General features: G+C 46.2%; 22 protein-coding genes and 1 tRNA gene. 12 read left to right on the top strand and 11 right to left on the bottom strand.

The genetic code is table 11. The features are described 5' to 3' along the window. Positions 1–16: 16 nt before the first annotated feature. The 3 genes from ICL55_RS04620 (at position 17) to ICL55_RS04610 (ending at position 4,561) form a co-directional block, all read left to right on the top strand. Entirely contained in the window at positions 17–2,911 is a 2,895-nt protein-coding gene (locus tag ICL55_RS04620) for a sensor histidine kinase (RefSeq protein WP_188094862.1), read from the top strand. A gap of 27 nt (positions 2,912–2,938) precedes the next feature. After that, a complete protein-coding gene (locus ICL55_RS04615; RefSeq protein ID WP_188094861.1) occupies positions 2,939–3,562 on the top strand; it encodes a response regulator in 624 nt (207 codons plus the stop codon). A gap of 81 nt (positions 3,563–3,643) precedes the next feature. Beyond that, positions 3,644–4,561: a hypothetical protein gene (locus ICL55_RS04610; RefSeq protein ID WP_188094860.1), complete on the top strand. Its 918-nt coding sequence runs from the start codon at positions 3,644–3,646 to the stop codon at positions 4,559–4,561. Positions 4,562–4,614: 53 nt separating this feature from the next. Here ICL55_RS04610 and ICL55_RS04605 read toward each other — a convergent pair whose 3' ends face one another. Together ICL55_RS04605 and ICL55_RS04600 are read right to left on the bottom strand one after the other, a co-directional pair. Next, entirely contained in the window at positions 4,615–5,673 is a 1,059-nt protein-coding gene (locus tag ICL55_RS04605; RefSeq protein WP_188094859.1) for a DUF6340 family protein, read from the bottom strand. Positions 5,674–5,800: 127 nt separating this feature from the next. Further along, positions 5,801–5,938 carry an endo-1,4-beta-xylanase gene (locus tag ICL55_RS04600; RefSeq protein WP_223151306.1) on the bottom strand — a complete coding sequence of 46 codons (138 nt, stop codon included), beginning with the start codon at positions 5,936–5,938 and terminating at the stop codon, positions 5,801–5,803. Between the two features lie 250 nt (positions 5,939–6,188). On the opposite strand from ICL55_RS04600, the gene ICL55_RS04595 reads away from it, so the two are divergent. The 3 genes from ICL55_RS04595 to ICL55_RS04585 all read left to right on the top strand — a co-directional run bounded on the left by ICL55_RS04595 (position 6,189) and on the right by ICL55_RS04585 (position 10,552). Continuing rightward, positions 6,189–6,989 carry a helix-turn-helix domain-containing protein gene (locus ICL55_RS04595; protein ID WP_188094858.1) on the top strand — a complete coding sequence of 267 codons (801 nt, stop codon included), beginning with the start codon at positions 6,189–6,191 and terminating at the stop codon, positions 6,987–6,989. 72 nt (positions 6,990–7,061) lie between these two features. Further along, positions 7,062–7,928 carry an NmrA family NAD(P)-binding protein gene (locus tag ICL55_RS04590; protein WP_188094857.1) on the top strand — a complete coding sequence of 289 codons (867 nt, stop codon included), beginning with the start codon at positions 7,062–7,064 and terminating at the stop codon, positions 7,926–7,928. A gap of 563 nt (positions 7,929–8,491) precedes the next feature. After that, positions 8,492–10,552, top strand: a complete 2,061-nt coding sequence (locus ICL55_RS04585) for a TonB-dependent receptor family protein (RefSeq protein ID WP_188094856.1) — start codon at positions 8,492–8,494, stop codon at positions 10,550–10,552. Positions 10,553–10,646: 94 nt separating this feature from the next. Here ICL55_RS04585 and ICL55_RS04580 read toward each other — a convergent pair whose 3' ends face one another. The 3 genes from ICL55_RS04580 to ICL55_RS04570 are packed head-to-tail and all read right to left on the bottom strand — an operon-like array spanning position 10,647 to position 15,055. Beyond that, positions 10,647–13,049 (bottom strand): TonB-dependent receptor, encoded by a 2,403-nt coding sequence (locus tag ICL55_RS04580; RefSeq protein ID WP_188094855.1) that lies wholly within the window; start codon positions 13,047–13,049, stop codon positions 10,647–10,649. A 57-nt stretch (positions 13,050–13,106) separates the two neighbouring features. After that, positions 13,107–14,384, bottom strand: coding sequence for a sensor histidine kinase (locus ICL55_RS04575; protein ID WP_188094854.1), 1,278 nt, complete (start codon positions 14,382–14,384; stop codon positions 13,107–13,109). Continuing rightward, positions 14,381–15,055: a response regulator transcription factor gene (locus ICL55_RS04570; RefSeq protein WP_188094853.1), complete on the bottom strand. Its 675-nt coding sequence runs from the start codon at positions 15,053–15,055 to the stop codon at positions 14,381–14,383. Before ICL55_RS04570 ends, ICL55_RS04575 begins: the two co-directional genes overlap by 4 nt. 111 nt (positions 15,056–15,166) lie before the next feature. Here ICL55_RS04570 and ICL55_RS04565 point away from each other — a divergent pair, with 111 nt between their 5' ends. After that, positions 15,167–15,577 (top strand): PepSY-like domain-containing protein, encoded by a 411-nt coding sequence (locus ICL55_RS04565; RefSeq protein WP_188094852.1) that lies wholly within the window; start codon positions 15,167–15,169, stop codon positions 15,575–15,577. A 64-nt stretch (positions 15,578–15,641) separates the two neighbouring features. Here ICL55_RS04565 and ICL55_RS04560 read toward each other — a convergent pair whose 3' ends face one another. The 4 genes from ICL55_RS04560 to ICL55_RS04545 form a co-directional block, all read right to left on the bottom strand. Then, positions 15,642–17,828 (bottom strand): TonB-dependent receptor, encoded by a 2,187-nt coding sequence (locus ICL55_RS04560; RefSeq protein ID WP_188094851.1) that lies wholly within the window; start codon positions 17,826–17,828, stop codon positions 15,642–15,644. A 275-nt stretch (positions 17,829–18,103) separates the two neighbouring features. Next, a tRNA-Lys gene (locus ICL55_RS04555) sits at positions 18,104–18,176 on the bottom strand. Between the two features lie 93 nt (positions 18,177–18,269). After that, positions 18,270–19,013 (bottom strand): 23S rRNA pseudouridine(2604) synthase RluF, encoded by a 744-nt coding sequence (rluF, locus tag ICL55_RS04550; protein ID WP_188094850.1) that lies wholly within the window; start codon positions 19,011–19,013, stop codon positions 18,270–18,272. Positions 19,014–19,040: 27 nt separating this feature from the next. Further along, complete coding sequence (locus ICL55_RS04545; RefSeq protein WP_188094849.1) at positions 19,041–19,955, bottom strand: SAM hydrolase/SAM-dependent halogenase family protein; 915 nt, start codon at positions 19,953–19,955, stop codon at positions 19,041–19,043. A gap of 105 nt (positions 19,956–20,060) precedes the next feature. Here ICL55_RS04545 and ICL55_RS04540 point away from each other — a divergent pair, with 105 nt between their 5' ends. The 5 genes from ICL55_RS04540 to ICL55_RS04520 all read left to right on the top strand — a co-directional run bounded on the left by ICL55_RS04540 (position 20,061) and on the right by ICL55_RS04520 (position 23,610). Beyond that, the gene (locus ICL55_RS04540) at positions 20,061–20,930 is read left to right on the top strand and encodes a class I SAM-dependent methyltransferase (RefSeq protein WP_188094848.1); all 870 of its coding nucleotides are present in this window, start codon (positions 20,061–20,063) and stop codon (positions 20,928–20,930) included. An 18-nt stretch (positions 20,931–20,948) separates the two neighbouring features. Then, complete coding sequence (locus ICL55_RS04535) at positions 20,949–21,158, top strand: hypervirulence associated TUDOR domain-containing protein (protein ID WP_188094847.1); 210 nt, start codon at positions 20,949–20,951, stop codon at positions 21,156–21,158. A gap of 83 nt (positions 21,159–21,241) precedes the next feature. Further along, a complete protein-coding gene (locus ICL55_RS04530; RefSeq protein ID WP_188094846.1) occupies positions 21,242–22,195 on the top strand; it encodes a quinone oxidoreductase family protein in 954 nt (317 codons plus the stop codon). A 92-nt stretch (positions 22,196–22,287) separates the two neighbouring features. Further along, entirely contained in the window at positions 22,288–22,776 is a 489-nt protein-coding gene (locus ICL55_RS04525) for a DinB family protein (protein WP_188094845.1), read from the top strand. Between the two features lie 114 nt (positions 22,777–22,890). Then, the gene (locus ICL55_RS04520; RefSeq protein WP_188094844.1) at positions 22,891–23,610 is read left to right on the top strand and encodes an SDR family NAD(P)-dependent oxidoreductase; all 720 of its coding nucleotides are present in this window, start codon (positions 22,891–22,893) and stop codon (positions 23,608–23,610) included. On the opposite strand, the gene ICL55_RS04515 is transcribed toward ICL55_RS04520, so the two are convergent. Together ICL55_RS04515 and ICL55_RS04510 are read right to left on the bottom strand one after the other, a co-directional pair. Beyond that, positions 23,611–24,726 carry a tetratricopeptide repeat protein gene (locus ICL55_RS04515; protein ID WP_188094843.1) on the bottom strand — a complete coding sequence of 372 codons (1,116 nt, stop codon included), beginning with the start codon at positions 24,724–24,726 and terminating at the stop codon, positions 23,611–23,613. 60 nt (positions 24,727–24,786) lie between these two features. Further along, positions 24,787–25,518 carry a glycosyltransferase family 2 protein gene (locus ICL55_RS04510; RefSeq protein ID WP_188094842.1) on the bottom strand — a complete coding sequence of 244 codons (732 nt, stop codon included), beginning with the start codon at positions 25,516–25,518 and terminating at the stop codon, positions 24,787–24,789. Positions 25,519–25,616: the final 98 nt, after the last annotated feature.

Below are 25,616 nucleotides of genomic sequence, written 5' to 3'. Positions count from 1 at the left end.
AGACAGCCGGGGCTACATGTGGATCACCTGTAATGATGCCGTCAACAGGTACGACGGCAATATGATAAAGGTCTATAACCTGGACAAGTACTTCAGGGACTGCCCTAATTTACAACAAGGATATGGTTTTACGGAAGATGACGAAAGTAATATTTACATCGGCAGCATACAGGGACTTTATATCTATCACCGCACCACCGATAAGTTCACACTTCAAAAGATCTTTCCTGACAATGGAGATGCTTTGGCGATGCCCTTTGCTTATAAGGACGGAATGGTGTGGTGCTTCAACAAAAAGTATGAGATAGCTGCTTATCACGTCGCCACAGGCAAGGTCGCTGCCATTGTACGGATTCCGTTGCCCGAACTACCCTCCGTACACATCTATAGTCTCACGGGGAGCGGCTTCTATGAACGCTGGCCTTTTTTCGATAAGGGTGGTGTCATATGGGTCTCCGGCCAAAATACGCTGTATACCTTTTCTCCCCGAACAAAAGCCATCAGCGAAATTCCCCTTCCCGGTTTCAATAAAACAAAACAGTCCTTTTTGTGCACGTTTTATGATAACCAATCTGACCATGTACTGATAGGAACGGAGAATGGTTTTTGGGATTGTAATGCTGCTACCGCGCAGACGCAGCACGTTACGCAGATCGATGGTGTAGACCTTGGAACGGTGTCTGCTATTTGCCGTAACCAATATATGACGGTGTTAAAAAACAGCAGGGGCATTTTGTTTGCAGACAGAAAATACACCAGTCATCTACTGATAAACTACACCCCTGGCAGGGTTTTCAGACAATATAAGTTTGGTTTTGATAAGGCTCAGCGACTGTGGATGTGCGATGATGGTTTTGGACAGGTCATCTATGATTTTTCGTCCAGGCTATTACCGGGCCTGTCGAGCCATGCACAAAGGCAGCATCTGACTGAAACTGCCGACACAGCGCTTTCCGTGGGTGCATTTGCCGCATTCCCTAACGGAGATATAATCGTGTCCGGCGCTTCTCTGCTAAACCACAGCACTAATAAGCTTGAAAGCATTGACTTTCAGCAACCGCTTGCAAACAAGACCTATGGAATGGCGACAGACACTTACCGGAAAGGTATCTGGTTTTATCAGCTGATACCGGAAAATCATCTCCTGAAGATCTTTTTTTGTGATATCAATAAGAAGCTATCACTAAAATACCAGATTCCTGCATCCCTGAACACGGGCGTCAGCCAGTGTCTATATCCGCTGAATGATGGCAGGATATTGTTCTCCTCATCTGGCGGGCTTTTCTGGCTGAAAGACAATAACAAGTTGATACGTGCAGGCCAACAGCCTTACCATAATTCATTTGTCATTAACCCGCTAAGCCATGCAAGATGTGCTATCAGTTATGTCAACAACGATATGTGGCTGGTTGAATTTACCGGCACGGATGAGATACAATTCATAAAAAAAATACTGCCGGGGATACAGTCCTTTTATCTGCAGGAAGATACGGCGCGCCATTGTTTCTGGGCGGGCACCAACAAGGGTATTTACCAGCTGGACGAGCACTTTCGGCTGCTTCGACGAATGGATGCAAACAATGGCCTGGCGGGAACCTATATCTATGGCCTACTGCTGGATGACAGCGGCAATGTGTGGTGCAGCCATCAACGGGGGCTGAGCAGTATCGACGCCCGGACTTTTCAGATCATCAACTATGATAAAAGTGATGGGATACAGGATTGGGATTTTAATAATCGTGCCTTCTATAAAGCCCCGGACGGCACCTTGTATTTTGGTGGCATGAATGGTTTCAATCAAATACGGCCACCGTTAAAAAATGTGCAGTACTACCAGCCTGAAGTCTATGTGGATGAAATACTGATCAACAATAAAACATGGCTGCCGGATACCAATGCCAATCAGATCACCAGGCTACACCTGTCTCCTTCCCAAAACATCATCACCATCAAAAGTATAGTAAAAGACCTGGGCGCCGGTCGGTCGCGGGAGCTCGTGTACAGGCTTGTGGGAGCAGACAATAAATGGCAGCATCTGCCCGGTAATACCACGATCACGTTCAACAACCTGGCACCAGGTAATTACACGATAGAGCTGGGCGTCTATGATAAGTACCATGCAAAGGAAGTGGCACAGAAAAGGATCTCACTGACTATCCTGCTCCCCTTCTATCGTGAATTATGGTTCGGCGTTATAATAGCTATTTTTGTCACTGCGTTTATTGCCGGGCTGTTTATTCACAGCAAACTGAACAAACAGAAAATCGCCTTCCGGCAGCAACTGGCATTGGAGCAGCAACGCAACAGGATCACGGCAGACCTTCATGACGACATAGGCGCATTACTGAGCAGCCTTCAGATCAATAGCAGCGTGGCCAGTCAACTGTTGCACAAAAGTATATCAGAGGCCCGTCAGGTGCTGGACAAGATAGAGCGTCAATCGAGAGACATTGCCGACAAGATCGGTGATATCATATGGAGCATGAAGTCCAGCGACCAGGAGCTGATGAGCGTTGGCAGCAGGATAAGCAATTTTGTATATGATATTCTCGGCGCCACCGATATTCAATACCAGGTACGAATAGACAGGGATGTTGATCTGCGTCTGCATGACATGACCATCAGAAAGAATATCATCCTCATTGCGAAAGAAGCCATTAATAACGCCGTAAAGCATAGCAAAGCAACATTTATCGCCATAGATCTGCATGTGGCCAATGATCAGTTGGTATTGCAGATTGTCGATAATGGTATCGGGTATTCGGGGCTAAGAACACAAGGGAATGGCATGACCAATATGAAAAAAAGAGCAACGGAGACAGGTGGTATATTGACCGTACAAACAGCCCCGCTCAAAGGAACAACCATTATCGTTCATATGCCTGTCCCTATATGTAGTGACAACGGCTAACAACTGTTCATCTTTAAATTTCAAACTATGTCCATCCGCATTTTTGTGTACGACGACCATCAGGACAGAAGAGACAGCCTGAAAGCTTTGATCAGTCTCCAGGAGGGGTTACAGTATGTTGGAGGGGCTGCCGATTGCAGTCTGGCGCTCGCAGACATGGAAACATACTATCCCGACGTGGTATTAATGGACGTGACGATGCCCGGAGTAGATGGGCTGGAAGGATTAAAGCTGATCAAAACAAAGTTCCCTGCCATCAAAGTACTGATGCAAACCGCCTTTGACGATAGTAATAAAATATTTACCAGCATCACCTATGGCGCCAGCGGATATATTTTGAAACGGGACAAACCACAACGCATACTGGAAGCTATTGTGGAGGTTTATGAAGGCGGTGCTGTCATGAACCCGGCTATCGCACAGAAGGTGCTCGACTATTTCAGGCCAGGGCCGGCCACCTCACCATTAAGTCCGAGAGAGCATGAAGTACTGGCTTTGCTGGCAGAAGGCCTTAGTTACAAACTGGTGGCAGACCGGCTTTGCGTAAGCTATACCACGATCAATACCCATACGAAGCGCATCTATGAGAAGCTGCACATTTCATCATTGGGTGAAGCCATTGCCTGGTATTACAAACGCCAGCTCAAATAACATAAATCGCTATATTAAGGGATTTTGCGTTGTCCGTGCAAGTCTACTTTTGTGATAGATCTCAAATAAACCATCACAATTATGGACAACAAAAAGCGCTTATCATTATTGCTGGGGGCCACCCTAACCGTAACCAGCATCGTGTCTTGTAAAAAAGATATGAACGGTTCCATCCCCCAAAACAGCCAGCTGTCAGGTACCATATCAGCAAAAGGCCCTATCCCTTCCGGCAATATCAGATCATGGAGCACGAACCTCTTCGCAGCACAGGCAGTGGAACTGGCTACCTTCGAGCTGTGGGGAAACCAGCCCGGACTGATGAAAGGCCCCGTCATCAGATATACCGGGGGAATAACCACCGCGGCCACTAAAACCTACGGTTCATCATTGAATCATGAAGCTTTTGTATATACAGACCTTGACGGTGTTTTCCGTCTCGTATATAATGGGACCGATCATCCGATGACGCTTTCAGGCGCACCATTTGTCTATTCGATAGAAGAAATTGAGCTGCATCCCACCACGCATGAAGTATATGCTATCGTAAAATCTCCTTTTGTAAACGGCCCGATAGACCTTTACCACATCAGCACGACCGGAGTTGCTACGCGTGTCGGGAGACTATTCAGCAACCCTTCTTCCAACGGTTATAAGTCCGGCTCTATCACCTTCGTAGATAACGGCGCGGGCTATCAGCTGGCATTTACCAGCGAGTCTACCGTCTATGCATCAAGCGGGATGGTGGTATCATTGTATAATATTTCCGGCGCTACTATGACCAACGCCGGGTCTTATTCCTTCCCTGCCTCCGGTATTCCCGGTGCGCAAACAGGCAATCTGAATACTACGTCCGGCGACGGTAAACTGTATATCGCCCGTGATGGCGGCAATCTCTACTCTTTTTCCCTGCCGCTGATCAGTTCCGGCACGGCCACCCTGGAAGCCAATGCCAGCAATTTCACCTGCAAATACGATTTTGGTTACCGGCTGGAGCAATAATATGTCCGGCTTATTCTGCGGCTGCCGTTTTGAGCGGCAGCCGCATTGTAGGATTATTCCGTCTCCTGCTGTTTCAGCAGTTCGTTGCCGGCCTGTCTGTTTTTCAGTAGCCGGATATAATTCAGCGCAAGACGGTTATTATATTCCTCGTATGCTTTCTGTGACCATTTAATGGCGAGGTCCAGCTCCCCATTGATCTCACAGATGATGGCCATATTATAACAGGCCCTCCCGGCTACGGTGCGACTGGGGTTCGTGGTCTCTTTTTTCCATAGCGCTGCGGCGCCGTCCCAGTTGCCCGTTTGTGCTTTACGCCGCGCCGTCCTGAAGTTGTCGGTGCCTTTCACATAGTAATCTCGGGTCACCCTTGTGCGATAGGGAATCATCCGCATGCCATAATATTGCCCTGCCTGCGCGCCCACTTCCTTTACCGCCTCTTTGCGGTTGATCAATGCGCCGGCGGCGGCGACCGGGTTGATACCCCTGCCGGAGAAAGTAAGGTCTCTGGCGAGTGGAAATTCATCCAGGATACTCCTGCTGGCGGGATCATAGATCCGCCAACCCGTTTTTACGGTGGTAAGCATGCTGGCCCGATGCTCTATACCGGGCACATTCCCCAGCGGTGTTTTCAGGGAAACCGGCGTAGCGGCATAGCTGATTTTCGAATCGGTGTCAAAAAGCTCCAATGAAAAAAGGGCGTCCACATGATATTCCCGGCATATTTTGTCTACCGTTTCCCAGGAAAGCGGCGCAGAGAAAAGTCCCGGAGCGTTGGTGGTCAAATCCAGCTCGCCCAGTTCTTTTACATCGCCGAAGCGGTTGTTCTTCCGCAGTTCATCGGCAAGGCCGCTCACGCTGCTTTTAGCCCCCTCTTTGTCCAGCTGCGCCCCTTCCAGGCTAAATATCTTGTCAACGACGTCCACCGCCTTGTTTTGCGCGTTAATGGTGGTCCTGTTCACTACACCGGGACTTTTAACATAGGCCGGTATGGTCACAGGCGCCGGTTTCAGTACGTTGATATAAACCAGCTCGGTAGTAGATTTGCAGGAAATGCAGGTGACGACGGTCCATGTAATGAACAGCAGCTTTCGCAGAAATATTTTCGTAGGCATAGGATGGTAATTGTCTCTCGTTTTGCTCTTATTCGTTCTAAAGTTACATATAAAAAACTATAATAAGAACATGAAAGTGTGGCCATCATCCCCATAGTATCCCTACTTCTCTCACCGGGGCGTATTGTTAAAATGTAACCACCGCCCAAAACGCTTTCCTGGGTTGCAGCGCTTTGTCAAACAGCAATGGATAGTCTTTTCTGCCACGCACCGGAAAGTTGTCCAACCAGCTATACCGGTCGGTACGATTTACGTAAATTGCCAAAATCTGCTAATTATACTAAAAAGTTAAAATGATATTTACAATCAGTTTATATTTTTGCAAAGATCACATACATATTTTTTCATTAATGTAGCTTAAAGAGGAATTACCGCAAAGATAAGCAGTGCCCCCTTTCTAAGTTAACACAATCAAATACAATACATACCTAACAGCGGAGTAAGCTAAAATTGCAATTAGTTTACATCCGAAATTATTTGCCGGCATTTCAGTTGATTACGCCAAATGCTAGAGGATGAAATATACACAAATACAACCAGCTACGAAGTTACGACCATACATACGATATTTCGGTTTACTGGAAAGTAACGGCCGTTGTGATCAAATAAAAACATATAAGATAGTTGCAGACGCCAACCCTGGCCTGGTATTTCAGGAAACCTCCTGTTTTATAGGTATTAATAATGAAAAGTTACCACCACTTTATCTGCATGGTCTGACAAGTTCTAATTCGCAAAAAACAGTCAGCGATGGCTATTGCAACCTGATCGTATGTTTTCAGACCAATGCCATTAAATCAATTTTCGGAATTGATGCTAATGAGTTAACCGATAGTTATTTTCATTTAGATGATATTGTAAAAAATAGCTTAACAGCGCAGTTGCTGGAAGAGAGATGTTTAAATAAAAGAATTACTATTATCTCCGATTTCATCTCACAGTTGATTACCAAAAACAAGCATCGTGAAAATGCATACGCTTCATATGCAGTAGCAAATTTGAATATAAACAATGACGATGGCTTACATAGAATTCAGACAGAACTTAACATTACAGAACGTTCTCTGCAAAGGATGTTTAAAACGGACATAGGCATCCCTCCAAAGTTATACTTTCGTATTTGCCGCTTTCAGGCAGCCCTGGATCATATTCGTAGCCGGAAATTTACATCTTATACTAAAATAGCCTATCAGCATTCTTATGCGGATCAGGCACATTTTATCCGTGATTTTAAATCGTTTACCGGCACTACACCGAAACAGTTTTCGCAGCAGGCAAATGAACAAGTATTAAATTTTCCGGAATGGTTGTCTTAAAAATGTCGGGTTTGTTCAATTTTCCTTTTTTCCGTTGAGATAGTTTTGAGCCCTAATTCAAAACCTTTCAAAATGGAAAATAATAAAATTACCGTTTTTGGTGCATCTGGCAATATCGGTTCATTGCTGATCCACCTGTTATCTAAAGCCCAAATTGAAACAATCGCAGTCACCCGGAACTGCCATGATACTACTGATTTCCCCTTTGTACAATGGGTACAGGCAGATATGTCCCATAAGGAAAGTTTGCATGCTACAATGGAAAACAGTAAGGCTGTTTTCTTATTATCCGGAAATAGCCCCACAGTTGTAGAAGATCAAAAAAATGTAATTGATGTGGCAAAGGAAATGGGGATTAAGCATATTGTGAAGCTTTCATCAGGCGCCGCTGACCCCAACTCCAGGCTTTATATACCACGTAGCCACGGACAGATCGAAAATTATCTAATAGCATCCGGAATCCATTATACGATCCTACGTCCCAATGGAATTATGCAGAATTGGTTAGGTGAAATAGCCGATGCTGTGCGTAAGGAACGGAAATTCTATGAAGCGACCGGTGATGGAAAAAGAGCACATGTGGACAGGAGAGATATTTCAGATGTGGCTTTTAAATGTCTGACAGTACCCGAAACTCACTTTGATAAAATATATCTCCTGACCAGCGATAAGGCAGTAAACTATTATGATGTTGCGACGGCCATCAGCAATGTTGTTCATGAAAAAGTGATCTACTGTCCTATTTCTTTTGAACAGGCAAAGCAGGATATGGAAGAAAAGAACATGCCGGCCGCATTAATCGAAACGTTTCTGGCTTACGACGCTGAACAGCGTAATGGAGAAACTGAAATTGTTACAGACTGTGTAAGGACAATACTGGGTTGTCCACCGCGAACCTTAGAAGTTTTTATAGCAGATCATGCTACATACTTCAAATAACAGATTTATCCTGAAATCTGCACCAATATTTTACAACTTCGCCGGAGCGACTTCCAACAGAACTAAAAGGGCAGGCTTTCAGCTTCGAAAGCTTGTCCTAGTGGTGATACCGCTTATCTTAGTAAATGTTGATTAACCTATATAAAGTACGGGAAAGAAATCGGACTGTACAAAAGGAACTCGACTAAGCGCTCTACTAAAAAACAAAACCCCGCGACTAGCGCGAGGTTTAAAAGTTGCTTGTGATCCCGCTGGGACTATATCAAAGGCTTAATTGCCGCTGCTTTTCGAGGATTTTTTTGCTGGTGTATCCGATTTTGTATCCTTCTGGATTAGCTTATTTTGTAGAGGTTTTAAAGAACTTTATAACGCTACAAAGATACGAAACCCCTTGTTAAATAAGCATAAATGGCTACAAACTATATTATATTTTCCTGGCCGTAACGTATATACTCAATTCTGCAGTTCAAAATTTTCCCGATTCGATTAACCTTCTTAGCTAATCCAATATAATATTGCACCCTGCATAAGCATACACATCATATTATACCATATATATCATCATGAAAAGAACGAGGGCCATCAGCATTATCTCATTGTCATTGCTGGCTACTGCTTTAAACACAAGCGCACAAAATCAACCGAACGGAGATCGAAAAGACAACCGGGATAGCCTTTGGAGCATATCTCTGGAGGATGTAACGGTCACATCGAACGGCCTGAACAGCAAAATCAAGAATCTGTCGAGTACTGTAAACATTGTCAATAGCAAGCAAATAAGAGACCTGGGTATTCAATCGGTGGGTGACGCCATAAGACTTATCCCTGGCGCAAACTATCAGGATGAAGACGGACGGGGACTTAAACCAGGAATCGGTTTACGTGGGCTGGACCCTTCCAGGAATGGGTATGTAGTCGTACTGGTGGACGGTAAAATCCCATTAGGACAGAGTTATGGTCAGTTAGGGGCCTATTACATGTTGCCTATTGCATCGATAGAAAGGATCGAAGTGATTAAAGGTGCTTCGCCCGTATTATACGGAGCTGGCTCTATTGGCGGGGTGATTAACCTGATTACCAAAAAAGGATACGGCAAACCCAATGTTGAAGCTAATGTTGAAGCAGGTAGCTTCCGTTATCTAAATGCGTCTGCCTCTGCATTTGGCGATAACGGCAAGTTCAATTACTATATAAACTATAATCGCAGGCAAGGGGATGGCTTCAGATCATCCAGATCTGCTTTCGGGACCAACGATGTTACTTTCAGACTTGGTACTAAAATGGACAATAAGGATGAGTTTACCTTTTCCGGTAATGTTTATACAGAAGATGCCGAAACCCCAGGCGGCTTATCTGAGCAGCAGTTTAAGGACAACTACAGGCAAAGCGTAAACCCCTACGATCAGTTTTATGCCAATCGCTATTCGGCGTCTACTGTATATAAAAAGAGCATTGACTCGCTCAATTCCATCTCTTTGTCTGTTTTTGCCAACTACTTTAAGCGGAACTGGTGGTATGATACCAAAAGAGACAAAAAATCTATCCTGGGGGATTTGAGAGATATCTTTACCGGAGGGACCGTGTTGGAATATAACCGCAAAAGCCAACTCTTTAATTTGAAAAATTCACTGATCGTTGGATTTAAATACCTGGGAGATCAGACCAACAGTATAAAGGTATTGGGGGCGGCCCCACTACAACACGTTGGAAAAACCACCTATTCAGTCACCATTCCAACAAACGTTCTGGAAGGATATATACAGGATGAGATTCATTTTTCCGATAAACTCAGCTTCACACCTGGCTTGCGCTATACAGCTATCAACTACGGTCAAAATGATTATTTAACTGCTCAGAAGCTCTCTACTAAAACCGATGTGTTAATCTACTCATTTGGTATGCTGTACAAACCTATCGAGCGGTTTAGAATATATTCCACTGTTTCAAAAGGATACAATCCACCTGTGTTGTATGCTGCGCTTGATCCAGGGACCGTGGCCAACGGAAATAGCCTCGGCGCGGAAACATCTGTTAACTATGAAGTGGGTATACGTACCACCCCTGTTAATTGGATGGATATCAGCATGAGTGGCTATGTTCTTGATTTCGATCACAAGCTGGTAGAAGAAGGCGGGAAATTTTCCAATGCAGGCAAAGCACTACATCGTGGATTGGAGCTGGAGCTGAATTTATTTCCGGCAAAAGGCTTACGGGTATACGTAACAGGCGCGTTACAGAAAGCAACTTTCAATGATGGTCCCAACAAAGGCAATTTGCTCCCATATGCTCCCAAACAGCTATTCACCGCAGGTGTACAATATGAGCATGCAATAGGTGTTGGCACACTGGGCGCAAACATTTATAACACGTTCACCGGTAAGCAATACAATGATGCTCTTAATACGGAAGATCCTACATCGGATGGATACAATGGTGCCGTACCCTCCTACAACCTGTTAAACCTGGCTGTAAACTATAAGTGGAGTCATTGGGGTGTCAGTGCCACCGTTAATAACATGCTGAACGAAAAGTATTTTACACACCGATATGATTTCTGGGGTGGTAAATTCCCAGGAGCACCAACAACTGTTAACATTGGACTGAACTACAGATTGCATCCATAGCCAATCTAACCCGGATCCTATCAAATTTTACAGCGGGTATCTCAAAGATTGCATTGAGATACCCGCTTTTTAATATCCCCCTTTATATAATACCTCAAAATTTATAGTTATATCCTACTCTGAACACCTGTGTTTCGAGGTAATCCGTACTTGTATAAGTGAAGCCGTTACCTATTACATCACGTTTAATACGCAGGGTATTAGCCACATCCGTAGCATTTACAAAGAATTCGTTTCTGCCCAAAGTTTTTTTGGCACCCATATCTATAGAAAAACGGGAATACATTTTCCCTTGTGGAACAATATCAGGTGCCAGGTAAATGGCAGTAAGCTGCAATTCTATTTTTGATGGTAATTGAAACATACTGTTGAGCTTTACGTTGCCGGAAAACGCTTCCTCACGGGAAGCTGTATAGACGGTTGGTTCCGGATATTTATTGAGTACGGTAAAGCCCTCAATGATGTTTTTATAGCCATTCATGTTTAATTGCAGGCTCGCCCAGCTATTGAGTTTTTGAGACAGGGTCACTTCCAGGCCGGACTGGTAGCTTTTCCCGGCATTCTGGAATACATTGTAGATCAGATTGCTGTTACCTACGGTGGTGCCTATACGGGAAATAGTAGCATCCATTCGTTTATGATACAGGGCTGGATACAGATAGCCATTTCGCCAGTTGGTTTTGTACCCCAATTCAAAGGTATTGGTAAACTGTGGCCGCAGCTCCGGGTTACCTACCTTAATGATTTCCGCATCGTCGTATTTAGGGAAGATACGAATATCTACTTCGTTAGGCCGGTCTACCCGGCGATTATAGAACAGTGTTAATTTGTTACGTTCATCCAGGTGATAGGCCAATCGGATATTAGGGAATGGCTGTATATAGTGATATCCATTGCTGCTATAGGTATTATGCTGCGGATTTACTTCATATCTCAGGTCCACGTATTCTACCCGCATTCCGGCTTCTACCTCAAAATTCTTGTTTTCGAATACGAACATACCATATACCGCAGGAATGATTTCTCCATAGTTAGCCCAGCCACCAGCGGTAGTATCGAGTGGGGAATGCAGACCGGGTTTGAATTGCATATTGGTGGGAATGTACCGGCGGCGGAATTTCACCCCTCCTTCGAAGCGACCATACCGCAATGGATGTACATAATCCGCCGTCAGATCGGCTACGTGTTCGTCTGAAAGTAATTTAAATGAATCTAATCCGGTATAGGCAGGCATTATGTTGGTGAAAAAATACTTTTCGTCTTCCCGATGAAAGGTATAGTTCAGATTCATCTGTAGTACTCGTCCTGGCTGTTTAAATTGATGTTGCCAGCCCGCGGAGAGGGTGGCAGTAGTTTTCAGTTCATCCTCCAGAAACTGCCACAGGCGCTTCCTTTCGGAGAGACTAACGTTAAAGAATGGCTGGTCACCCCGGTCGAGAATTTTTTCACTACTGAACAAACCGGAAATAGTAACCAGATTTTTGTCATTTGGTTGCCAGTCTATACCTGTCTTACCGGTAATGATGTTGGTAGTTCTGTTACGCTTCACCTGTTGAATGACGACTGCTCCATGATCATACCATTTTTCGGTAAATTCATTTTTATTGAGGGTTTTGGTGTACAGGTTATCTCCCTGAAAAAAGAAATTAACTTTATTTTTCCGATAGTTAAGTGATAGGGAGGGGTTAATTTTAGGAGTGGCTGTATACTGTGGCCGGATATCCGGCAAATTACCTCTCTTTTCCCATAGTGCCCCCAAACCAGTGACGAGGCCCACTTTGCCATTGAAGCCTTCTTTTTTTTCTTTTTTGTAGATGATGTTAATAATACCTGCGTTTCCGTTGGCATCATATTTTGCCGAGGGGTTATTGATGATCTCAATTTTAGCAATAGCGGAAGCCGGAATATTATCAAGTCCCGACTGGCCCCCCATGCCAGTAAGCGCAGTTTGTTTACCATCTATCAGTATCATCACCTTATCATTGCCCCGTAGTAGCACCTTCCCATCCTGGCCGGCGGTAATACCCGGCAGATTTTTCATGACGTCCAAGGCTGATCCTCCAGCCTGGCTGATGTTGGCAGCCGGTGAGAATGTTTTTTTGTCCATTTTCTCACCTACCTCATCTACCTTACCTGTGACAACAACTTCGCTTATGCTTACCTGTGAACGCTGCAAAGATACATGGCCCACAGATAAAAAATTGCTCAATTGCCCTATCAGTAATGGTTGCCATTTGGTGTGATATCCGAGATAGGAAAATTTAAGAAGATAGTTGCCAGCTTCAATACCTGCTATACTAAAGCGGCCTTCCTCACCAGTAATGGTACCGGTTATAAACGTACTGTCGGACGCCTTATGAAGCGTCACATTTACAAACGCCAATGCAGCCTGGCCGATGGTGTCTTTTACAAGTCCCGACAAGGTGATGGTGCTTTTCTGGGCCTGACTACACAGGGCTGCAAAGACTAATAGTATCCCGCCAATAAATCGTTTCATCCGTTCAGTTTTTATGATATATGCAAAATTGAACGACGATTTAGAAGAAATTTGGAATCAGGGCCATTGAATACTAAAAAAATGAAATCCATTTTCGAAGTGATAGCATTCCCGCCAGCCATAAAGTTGACATACTTCGTGGACAATTGCTAGTCCCAGTCCGGTACCAGCGGCATGAGGAGCCGACAATCCAAATCGCCGGAACAGGTGATGGGCATCCAGCGCTTTGTCACCTGTATTGGCCATCTCGAGACGGTGCTCATCCAGGGAAACCAGAATAGTGCCTCCGGGCTCACTATAGCGGATGGCATTCATAAACAGATTGGCGAGTAATATTTCCAGCAGAGTTTTATTGACAGAAAGTTGTATGGACCCGGTAATGTTAAGCTGTAGCTGCTTATCATCGAGAAAGTCTTGCAGAAACGGCATGTAATCTATGATCAGCGCGGGTAGATCAATTAATTCTTTCTCTGGGAACTGGCTATTTTCAATTTTCGCGAGTAACAACAGATTTTTGTTCACCCTGGTTACCTTCGCCAAAGCCTGATGCGCCTGATCAATGATGTCTGATTGTTCTTCCGTCATAGGTTTACTTTGGTGCAACAGGTCCAGCTTGAATTTGATTACAGACAAAGGTGTTTGCAATTCATGAGAGGCAAGCTGGGTAAACTCCTTTTGTTGTTGATAGCTGGCAATATTGCCTGTGATCAGTTTATGGAGATGATGATTGAGCGTTTCAAACTCTTCTATACCGGTATGATCAAAGTGGATTTCCTTCGGTTTATGCAGGTTAAATGACTGAATTTTTCCTAAACTGTTATAGAAGGGGCGCCACAGTCGTTCTGCAATGCGCCGGTTGATGAAGATGAAGCCCCCCAGCAAGATGAGAAAGAACATGACTGTTACTGCAGCAATGGCCATCATGGTTTCATGACTTTCTTCCATATTGGTTTCCAGTGTGAGCCGGAATGGCTTATTGCGGATAGAGAAATAGGTAACCAGCCCTTGGAAACGATCTTTTCCCTTTGCGGGAATGTATTTATTTTTCCTGTATATATTATAGGTAGAATCTGGTAAAAGCGAAGCCACAGGCTGCAACTGCGTTTCGGGGCGTAATTTATTCCAGAGAACGATGCTTGCTGCTAATTCCTCGTCAGAGAGTGACAACGACTGAAGATTTTGCTTAATAGTTTCACTTACAATGAGGTTATGTTCCTTCAGCTCATGTTCCCATATCAGGTCTACTATCAGGTAATAGGCTGGAATGCTCCCTGCTAGTACAATACCAGCATACAGGATAAATATTTTCAGCGATTTGTTTAATAGTTTGCTCATACTTCCCATTTATATCCCGTGGCATAAACAGTTCTGAGATAATTGCCACAACCAGCTTCATGGAGCTTTCTTTTAAGATTTTTGATGTGCGCGTATACAAAGCTATGGTTATCAAGCATATCCGCAATGTCACCTGAAAGGTGCTCTGCCAGTGCATTTTTGGAAATAACCCTGTTTTTATTGCCCAGGAAATAGATGAGGAGGTCAAATTCTTTCCGGGTAAGAAGTACCGGTTTATCATGAATATATACTGTCTTCGCAAGAAGGTCTATTTGAAGTTCTTCCTGCTGAACAATGTTGTTATTTTGAAACGAACGTCGTCTGATCACAGAATACACCCTGGCCGCCAGTTCTGGCAGATGGAAGGGCTTGGCCAGGTAGTCGTCTGCACCAATTTGGAGCCCCTTTATTTTATCGTCGTAGGAATCTTTAGCGGAGATAATGATGACGCCTTCCTGTTGTTGCTTTTTTTTGATTTCCTCCAACAGCTGAAGCCCATTGCCATCTGGCAGCATGAGGTCGAGCAATATGCACTGATATTCGTATACGCTCAGTTTCTCCAATGCCTGCTGATAGGTAGCGGCATGTTCACATACATAACTCTCACCGGATAAATACCCGATAACGCTCTGCGCCAGCTGTAGTTCATCCTCGATGATTAATACCTTCATGCAACAAAAGTAGGTTCCAATTTCGAATTTTTCCTGAATTCGGCTAAAACCTTTGTCTTCTACAGAAGTAAAACAGAATTGGCGCTTACCTTTAGAATAAATTCAATCATCATGAAAATGTATTTTCTGTTGGGATGCCTGCTCGTCAGTGCCTCCTCATTTGCACAAAAAATCAGTGAGGCCCAGGTGCCTACCGTGGTTAAAACCGCATTAGCCCAAAAGTTCCCCAACGCCACCAGCGTAAAATGGGAAATGGAGAAACATAACTATGAAGCCGGTTTTAGAGAAAACAATCAGCACGTTTCTGCTGTATTTGATGTGAAAGGCAACTGGATGGAAACGGAAACACCTATCCCGGCGTCCGAACTGCCCAAAGCTGCGTCAGCATATATCGCCAATCATTATAAAGATGCAAAGATCAAAGAAACCGCTCGTATTCAACATGCCAGTGGCGCCACTAATTACGAAGTGGAAATAAAAGGGAAGGACATTATATTCGATAATAACGGTAAAGTACAGTAACGGCGAAAGGATCAATAGCTAAATGGCCATATATATTATTTTATTTGAAAATATGTATGGACTATTATAAATTAATCACAATACCCAGGTTTGCTTGCATTCCTGTACCTTTTACATAATAACGTCCTTCTGTTGTAGCACCTCGCACTTCTGAATGAGTGGGATAATAATTGGCATTAAAGAGGTTGTTAATAGCAAAAGTAAATGTTACATGCTTTAGTTTATAAGAAGTATACATATCAAATAGCGTATAACCGGTTATTGGGTATTTTCCATAATTCCATATCTCTTTTGGAAATACATCACGGCCTCCGATTTTAGTCATTTGAACGGAGAAGTCCCATTGGCGGGTGAATTTAAAATTCACATTTCCTCCAATTTTTATAGGCGAAATAGTTGAGTTATCCACTTTTCCGTCGAAAGAACCATCGTTCCTGGTGTCTTCTTTTCCATCCATATAGCCCAGTATGCCGCCCAAACTTAGCCAGTCGGTCGCTTTGTATCCCAACACTGCCTCAACGCCGTATATCCGTTGTGGTAATTGGTTCAGGGAAAAATTGCCCGGGGTGATCTCTTTGAAGGTGGCCCCCTTTTTACTGGTGCTATAATAGCCGGTTACTTCATAGCGGAACCGATCAATATTCCCATTTACGCCCAGTTCAAAATTATTCACTTTTACAGGAGCAACGTCGATGGCATTCAATGAAACACCATTTCTCAGCACCAATCCGATGTCTCCGATGGAAAAACCTTGGGAAAAGCTGGCAAACGGCTGAGCATAGGAGAATTTATTGTATCTCAGGCCAGTATTGAAGACCAGTGCATTATAAGTATTGGTGGCACCTGGCACAAACAGCGTTCCTTTGGTAAAGTCACTGACCTTAAATAACAGGTTCTCGTAACGTGCGCCGGCTTTGAATATCCAGTCTTTAGCCAGTATGAACTTGGATTGCAGGTAAGGAGCAATACTATTCATGTTCATATCCGGCGTAACCAGTTTGTCTGCCATATCTTTTTGTACAGTATGATCTTTGAGAAAGTCAACACCATAGATCAATTGCACATGGTTATTACCCGGCAGAACAAACGGCGTGGAAAAATTAAAACGTCCACCCCAGTGGTCAGCGTATATTTGATTATAGGCTTCAAATACTGAATTGATGTCATTGTAGTACGCGGCTACATTGGCTTCTGTTTTACCGAAGGTACCCGTGTACTTTACATTCAAGGTTTTATTATAGGGGGTACCACCCAGAATGTTGGTATCTCCCCGAACACCAATGGCTGGAGAAACACCAAAGTTGCCTTTGGTTCCGATGTATTTACTGTCCTGGATACTGTTGAAATAGTTACCCATCAACTCAATACGATGATTGGCTGAGAAATCATATCCAAGTTTTACAAGGGCATTGTATGTTTTCGTTTCTCCCAATCCATAAAAAGGACTGATCACGACACCATCGGAAGATCTTACCACCCCGGAATGTGCCATCTTTCCCTGTACCACGTAGTCAAATTTTCCTATACCCCCTTTGAATACCTGTGAAAGGTTGTATCCGTAAGTTTCATCGGCTTTAATAAGATTCAGGCTATTATTGAAATAAGTAGAAGAACTGAATGGAACAGTTCTTTCAGGCTTTATGGTAATATAGTTGATGATACCACCGGCACCACCATTGCCATACATAGAAGAGGCACCATTGATCACTTCAATATGGTCAATCGCACTAACATCAATCGTTTTAAGATCACGTCCACCGTTTCTCAATGGGGTGGATTGTGGGATACCATCAATTAATACCAGGAAGTTCCTGCCTCTCAATTTCCCGATGAAATTATTCTGTCCTTCTTCACTGGGTGAAATTCCCGGTATTTTCTGCATCAGGATATACGGCAGATTGTTGTTGATCTGTGCCTGTTTTTCCACCTCTTTTCTTGATATCAGCGTAACGGAGGAAGGCACCTCATTAACACTCTCGGCTACACGACTGGCAGTAACGATAATATCTTTCAGCTGGCTGGTTGTATCTGTGATTCTCTTTGGCCTGGCACTATCTTGTCCGAAGACATTTGTGGCGACAGTTAATGTTAAAAGCACTGGAATATAGCCTGGTCTCATAAATAAAAAACGATGTTTTGAAACTGGCACAAACAACTGGGCCGTTCCGTATATGGAAATGGCCGCAAAGTTAATAGTTACAGGGGGCAAAGGATAATCAAAAGCGGAATTTTTTATGTCGAAAGTACGCATTTCCCAAAGTATACACGCTTTTGATGGCTTCTTACTTTCATAGTCAAATAAGTTTTAGGTTACCGATTTTTTGTCTCGGTTTGTAAGTCCTAAACCCTTTTGCTGGTAAGCATTTCCCAGAAAAAAGGATACAGCAAACTTAGATTTTTTTGTGTATCCTATTTTGTATCCTTTCAGATTCGTTTGATATGGTTTCTCTTTTCATACCAAAAACAGAAAAGCCGCATAAATCCTGTGATTTAAACGGCTTTAATTTCCTTTGATATTCTTGTCTGTGATCCCGCTGGGACTCGAACCCAGGGCCCATACATTAAAAGTGTATTGCTCTACCAACTGAGCTACGGAATCTTTTGCTGTAAAGCGGGTGCAAAAATAGGAATTAATTTTTCACTTCCAAATTTTCAGCAAAAAAAAATTTCAACTAACGTGATAGACTATACGCTATTCATCCATTCCGCCGCTGTTATCACCGGGGGCTGTTTTGCTGCTGGAAGCCACCATGGCATTGATACTGGTGATCTCTTCCCTGGTGAAATAACGCCACTTGCCGGGGGCCAGATCTTTTAACGTCATATTCATGATGCGTGTCCGTTTGAGGGTCACTACCTTGTAGCCGAGCACTTCACACATACGGCGGATCTGCCGGTTGAGGCCCTGGGTAAGGATAATACGGAACCTGTCTGTCCCCTCCTGCTGCACGAAACATTTCTGTGTAACGGTGCCCAGTATCTTCACACCGCTGCGCATGGCTTTGATAAACTCCATGGTAACGGGTTTATCGACGGACACGATATATTCTTTTTCATGCTGATTACCGGCACGAAGGATTTTATTCACGATATCACCATCATTCGTCAGGAAGATCAATCCTTCGGAGAGCTTGTCCAGCCGGCCGATCGGGAATATCCGGGAAGGAAAGTTCATGAAATCGATGATATTGGTTTTATCCTTCAGGTCTGTGGTGCAGGTGATGCCTTTGGGCTTATTGAGCGCGATGTATACGGTCGTCTTTTTCTTCTTCAGCGGCTCTCCGTCTACTTCCACTACATCACCGGCCTTTACGCGGTTACCTTTGGAAGCGATGTTATCATTGATGGTAACACGGCCCTGCTCTATATATTTATCTGCCTCCCGCCGGCTGCAGAAGCCTGTCTCACTGATGTATTTGTTGATACTGATATCCATAATGGGACGCAAATTACTTAAAAGGATTTAATTCCGTTTGGGGAGCAGTTTCACTGCCACGCTCCAGTCGCTGCCGCTGCTGATATGATACGCCTCGGCGAGGTTGCCCATATTCAGCGCGAAGGAAAGCTGCATCAGGCTGTTGAGATACGCGAGGGGTTTGCCTTCGGGCACGGCGCCGAACGTCTCGCTGTAGGGCGCCTGCAGCGTGGTCACCGCCTGCTGATGGTGGTAGAATGTCACTTCCATCATATCTCCGTATTGCGGCCGCAGTTCCGCCAGCAGTGTGGCGTCGATGTTTGTCCATACGTTGCCGTACTGGATATCCAGAATGGGGATATTGCCTTTGAGCATCTGTCCTTCGCGGACGGCCTTTTGAAATGGCAGTGTTACCACGCTGGCGGGCAACACCGGGCCTACCTGTTCAAACGTAATGGTGCCGGAGGCCAGCCGGGCGGCGGTATAGGCGTATACGTCACGGCCGTGGAAGGTGTACGACTTCCCCGAGCCTTTGCGGCGGTTAACGGCCTCGTTGATCTCCCGCAGCTCGGCAATCCCTTCTGAGGCGGCCAGCAGTGTGAGGGTGCCGTTATCGGGCGTTACGATAAAATGGCCTTTGCGCGTTTTCAGCACGACCGACTTACGGCTGGTGCCCACCCCGGGATCTACGACGGACACAAAAACGGTTCCTTCCGGCCAGTAGGGTACCGTCTGCTCCAGACGAAAGGCGGCCTCCCATATATTGTATGCTGGTATTTCATGGGTAAGGTCGTACAGTTTCAGATCAGTAGACACCCCGTTGGCCACGCCTTTCATCGCGGAAACGGCGCCGTCTTTTACCCCAAAATCAGACTGGAATACGACGATCTTGTTTTGCGACCACACCCCTTGCGCCAACAACAGCGCTACCAGGGCCAGACCACCTGCTTTGATTGTTTTCATGCGGAAATGATGCTTAAGCTTCAACAAATTTAATGGCTTTCGGGACAACCTGGTGCATCAGAATGACTAGTGAAAAGATGTACATTTAATCCTCACTGACAGACCATGGAAAAACAGACACGCGATTACAACACGATCAGCCCCTCCGCCCAGGCACTGCTGCTGATGAAAGGGCTTACAGATATCCCTTTCGCCCGCGAAGCAGCTCAACTGATGCTGGCGCCCGCACCCTATATCCCCGATTACGACCGAAAAGAACCGGCCTTCTGGGGACGACTGGTGCATTTTGAAAACCGCTACCACAGCATTGATCAATTACTACAGGGCATCCCTCATCCCAACATCCTCGAACTGTCGTCCGGCTTCTCCTTCCGCGGACTGGCAGCGGTACAGCAACAGGGGCTGCATTATATCGATACGGACCTGCCAGACCTGATCGCGACTAAACAGCGGTTCCTGCACGATCTGCAACAGCACCTCCCTCCTGCCAAAGGCACCCTGGAAATACTTCCCCTGAACGCACTCGACGAACAGCAGTTCACCGCCGTCACCAGCCGCTTTGCAGCAGGGCCGCTCACCATTGTCAACGAAGGCCTGCTCATGTATCTCGGCCCGGAAGAGAAAAGCACGCTTTGCGGCCTGATACGGCAAACACTGGAAGCACGCGGCGGATACTGGATAACGGCAGACATCTATATTAAACGCGACCGGGAAGCAGAGCAAGGCGTTGGCGCCATTGATGAGCTCAGCAGCTTTTTTGCCCAGCACCGCATCAATGACAATATGTTCGTTAGCTTTGAGGAGGCCGCAGCCTTTTTCCGGGAAGCCGGCTTTGAAATAGATAAGGAAGCAGAGACCGACTACACCCGGCTCACCAGCTTCAATTATCTGCTTAAAAATACTGACGCCGCCATGCGGGAGAAAATGCGCCAACGAGGTAAAATACAGGCCACCTGGCGGCTACGGCTCCGATAACACCTTAAAACGGATACCATGGACCACGCATTCAAAAAGGGAGATCACGTGACCTGGAATTCAGAAGCCGGATGGGTCACCGGTACGGTCATTCGTGTCCATACCGCCGATTTCCAATACAAGGGATATACCCACCATGCTACACCGGAAGACCCGCAATATGAAATCAAAAGCGATAAAACAGACCACATCGCGGCGCATAAGGGAAAAGCACTAAAGAAAATCTGACGGAAAAACAAGTCACTTTCATGGAGGAAACACATGGTGTGGCATCAGGCACGATGCACCATCTTTGTATCAAATAAAAACACATGAAAGCAGTTACCCTTAACGCTTACGGCACGCCTGACGTGCTGGAAGTGACTGACCAGCCCATGCCCGTTCCTGCTCCCAACGAGGTGATCGTGAAAGTACAGGCAGTGGGCGTTAACTATGCCGACCTCCTCATCCGCCAGGGCATCTACCCTTTTATTCCTCAGTTTCCGGCTATATTGCCCGGAGAAATCAGCGGTATCATTACAGAAACCGGCAGCGAAGTACAACACCTGCAAACCGGTCAACGGGTGACAGGCCATGCTTCTGCCGGGTATGCAGCCTATACGGCTGTTCCGGCCGCCGGGCTCACCATATTGCCAGATCAGGTACTGCCCGCAGCGGGACTGCTGACCCATTCCCTGACAGCAAAGCACCTGCTGGAACAAACCAGCGGCTACCGCTCCGTGGTGATCACGGCGGCAGCGGGCGGCGTAGGCTCCCAGGCGGTGCAACTGGCAAAGCGCAAAGGCGTGCCCCAGATCATCGCGCTCACCGGCAGCGCTGCCAAACAGGAATATGTCCGCTCCCTCGGCGCTACCCAGGCCCTTAATTACCGCGATACCGACTGGCTCCGGCAGCTGACAGACATCACCGGCCCTCAGGGCGCAGATCTTATCCTGGACGCCACCGGCGGCGATACGCCCGCTCAACTGGTGTCTGCCCTGGCTGTGAACGGGACCCTCATCGTATATGGCAACAGCTCCGGGCAACCTACTTCTGTCAATCCACAGGAGCTTATCATGAAGTCCGCCCGGATCATCGGATCTACGGTCTATAATATTCCGCCCGCGCAACGGCAGCAATGGAGCCATGAGCTGGTAGAACTGATTGCCTCCGGTCAGCTACAGGCGCAGATCAACAGCTATCCGTTTAATGAGGCAGCCCGCGCCCATAGCGACATGGGGAACCGCCGGAACACCGGCAGGACCGTGCTTTCCTTCCCGGAATAAAATTTTTTTCACCCCTGCTGACATAAGGCTGTCACTACCCCCCTGTTATCTTTGGACCATCAACATTATTCAAACATCTAAAGAGAACAGATATGGAAAACACTACTATCGCGAAACCACTGACAGCCATCTCCAGCGCCGACCTGCTGGCACATTACCAGGGGCACCGCCGCCTTACCCGTCGCCTGCTGGAAGCGTTTCCGGAAGACCGCTTCTTTGATTATTCCATCGGCGGCATGCGCCCCGTGTCAGCACTGGCGATGGAACAGATCAACATTTCCGGTATGGGCGTGGCAGGCGCGGCCACCCGCAACTGGCAGACCGCCGCTAAAAAAGAACAACCTGCCACCAAACAGGAAATCCTCGATATGTGGGATGAAAATACCCGGTTGATCAATGAATACTGGCCGATGATCACAGAAGAGCGTTTCCTCGAAACGGACAAAGCCTTCGGCATGTACGAAGGTGTGGTGATCAATCTGGTGCTCTATTTTATCGATAATGAAATACACCACCGCGGACAGATATACGTGTATTACCGTTCGCTGGGACTGGAGCCGGCGCCCTTCTACGAACGCTAACCGGTGTAAAAGATGACAGGATTTTTCGCAGGTGCTTTGACTTACCGTCAAAAAACAGGAACTTCGTACCCGTTTTAACCCTCCTGCGAGAAATCCTGTAATCTTTTATTGCATATGAAACATGTCCTTATACTGGGCGCCAATTCCGATGTGGCAAAGGAAGCGCTCAAAATGTATGTCAGCCGGGGTTATCACGTGGTGGCCGCTTCCCGCAGCACGGCAGCCCTTGAATCATTCGTGCAGCAGGAGCAACTTCCCGGTCAACAGGTAACCGTTCGTTACTTTGATGCGACAGACTTCAGCGGTCACCGCGCTTTTTACGACAGCCTTCCCGCCAAACCCAACATTGTACTGTACGCTGCCGGTTACCTGAAAGACAACACCATGGCTATGCAGGACTGGGACGGCAGTTTTAATATGATGCAGGTACATTACTGCGGCGCGGTATCTATATTGAACATCATCGCTACCGACAGCACCCATACCAGCCTGGAAAGAATTGTGGGACTCTCCTCCCTCTCCGGCGTTCGCGGCAGGAAAAGCAATTTCATCTATGGCAGCACCAAAGCGGCTTTTACACAATACCTGGCAGGATTAAGGCAACACCTCTTTCCCAGACGTGTAACCGTGAACGTGATCGTGGCTGGTTACATCCGCAGCAAAATGACGGCAGGGCTATCCTTACCGGAATCGCTGATGCTGGAACCGGCATTCATTGCCCGGGCCGTGGTCAACGCAGGAAAACGTTTCACCATCGTACCGGGATTTAAATGGAAGATGATTTATCAGGTGTTGCGGCTCATGCCGGAAAGGCTGGTGGCCAGACTGCCCTGATCAATAACGGGTGCGGTAAAACTGGTTCTGTTCATCCATCTTCAACCGGTGATCTTTCACCCATTCAAGGAACCGTTTAAACAAATCCTCATTGGCGGCACGCCAGTTGGTGAACTCCTGCTCTTCGCCATAGCCGAGTATCCAATAGTTGTAAGGCTCCAGCAAGCCGGCATCTTTTACCTGCTGCTGGTAGTCGAACACCACGACAGGCACGGTGGACATGCTGCGGAACTTTTGCTGGTATGCCTCCAGAAATTTGGAACGGATGCGGTTTAAGGATTCCAGATTGATGATCTTCTCCCCCACAACGGCGATACCCAGATTAGGTTCGTATATCCCGGTACCATAAGGCAGCCTGATTTTCTTTAATTGTTCTGCCAACGCTTCCGGGCCATCCTTGGGATCATACCGGAGATTGATCGTATTGTTTTTGCTAAAGCTGACACCAGCAGAATCACCATCCAGTTTGACCTCTGATTTATACGTCAGATAAAGCGCTTTACTGATCTCCTGTGTGCGACGGGTATTGCGTTCCAGGTTCAGGAATATTTCTCCGTAAATCATGCCCCACACTTCCTCCTGGGTGTTGTTACAGAATATCTTAGCCGCCCAGTAGTAGTTGGAAGCGAACATGGGCGCAGCTTTAATACCCGCTTCAAAATAAGCCAGCGCCTTGTTATAGTCCTTCGCAAGAATCTCCACCACGCCACGTTCCAGATACAGATTGCCCGCTGTGGGGAACATCTTCAGGCCCTTTTCATAAGTTTCAATGGCTTTCTCGCGCTTGCCCAGCATGTCATAGCTGTTGCCCAGCAGCTGGTATACCCTATCGTTCGTATCATCCCGGCGGGCCAGCTTTTTGAGGATATCCAGACTTTTGTCGTAGTTTTTCATCTGGTAATAAGCATAGGCCATTTCGTAAGGCCAGTCCAGCGTTTTTGGGTCCAGCTTAATCGCCTCTTCCAGCAGGGGAATGGATTTTTCGGGCTCTCCATTGTCCATCAGCCTGATGGCGGCCCTCGCCTTTTCAATGGCCTGAGCGCTGTCTTGTTGGGCATATGCACCGCCGGAAATTAACATCAGCGCCAGCGGAAGTTGCAGAAGGGATAAACGCATAAGTACAGTATTATTAGGGAAATACTCCATCGTAATTTAGCAGAATTTCGGCTGATCTTATCAGGATTGTTTACGCCGGCGTTTCCACTCTTTCATCATAAAGCGCACATACACCAGCCAGCCAAGGCTTTCCCGGACAATGGCCGGTTTTTCCGCCAGGAATACAGCATCGGGATTGTTGGCAGAGAAACCTGTCATGTTATAGCTGACAACAGGAATCGGATAAAATATTTTTTTGAAACGGGCATCCCCCCATACTCTTATGTTCAGTTCATAGTCCGAATACACAGCATACCGCAGATTGTAGGTGTAACGTTGAAACACCGCCGCGGGATAAAGGATCGCCTGATGATTGATAGCGCCTTTCGCCATTCTGTATTTGGAGAATTTGCCGGTGAGCAAACCGATAGGCGCCCTCCCATCAGGGTGATATTCTTTCGTGATGCCATAATAAACCGCCTGTTCATCCTGTAATTTTCCGGCCAGTTCGCTGAAGCCCGGCAACAGGCGATCGTCTGCGCCGAGGAAGTACAACCAGCGGCCGGTGGCCATTTTCACGCCTTTATTCAGCGCATCATAAATACCGTTGTCTTTTTCGCTCAGCCATTTCAGGGGAAAGGGAGCTGCATAGGAGGTAACGAGGTCCATGGTATGGTCGGTGCTGCCGCCATCCACGATCACCACTTCGAGATCTTTAAAGGGTTGTGCTGCAATAGCATCCAGGCAACCGCTGATATCTTTTGCAGTGTTATAGGTAGCAATAATAATACTAATCGCTGGCTTCGCGCTCATGCTGTATAGTTGTTGAACGGCCGCTAAATTAGCGCATTTCAGCTATTTTTCATGAACGCATTCGAAGGGCCGCCGTTATACAAGCGGCCCTTTAACCC

Origin of the sequence: Chitinophaga varians (genome assembly GCF_014529945.1) — a bacterium.
Taxonomy (GTDB): domain Bacteria; phylum Bacteroidota; class Bacteroidia; order Chitinophagales; family Chitinophagaceae; genus Chitinophaga; species Chitinophaga varians.
The sequence above is the reverse complement of the archived record's forward strand: the minus strand, read 5'-3'. Positions and strand labels throughout refer to the sequence as shown.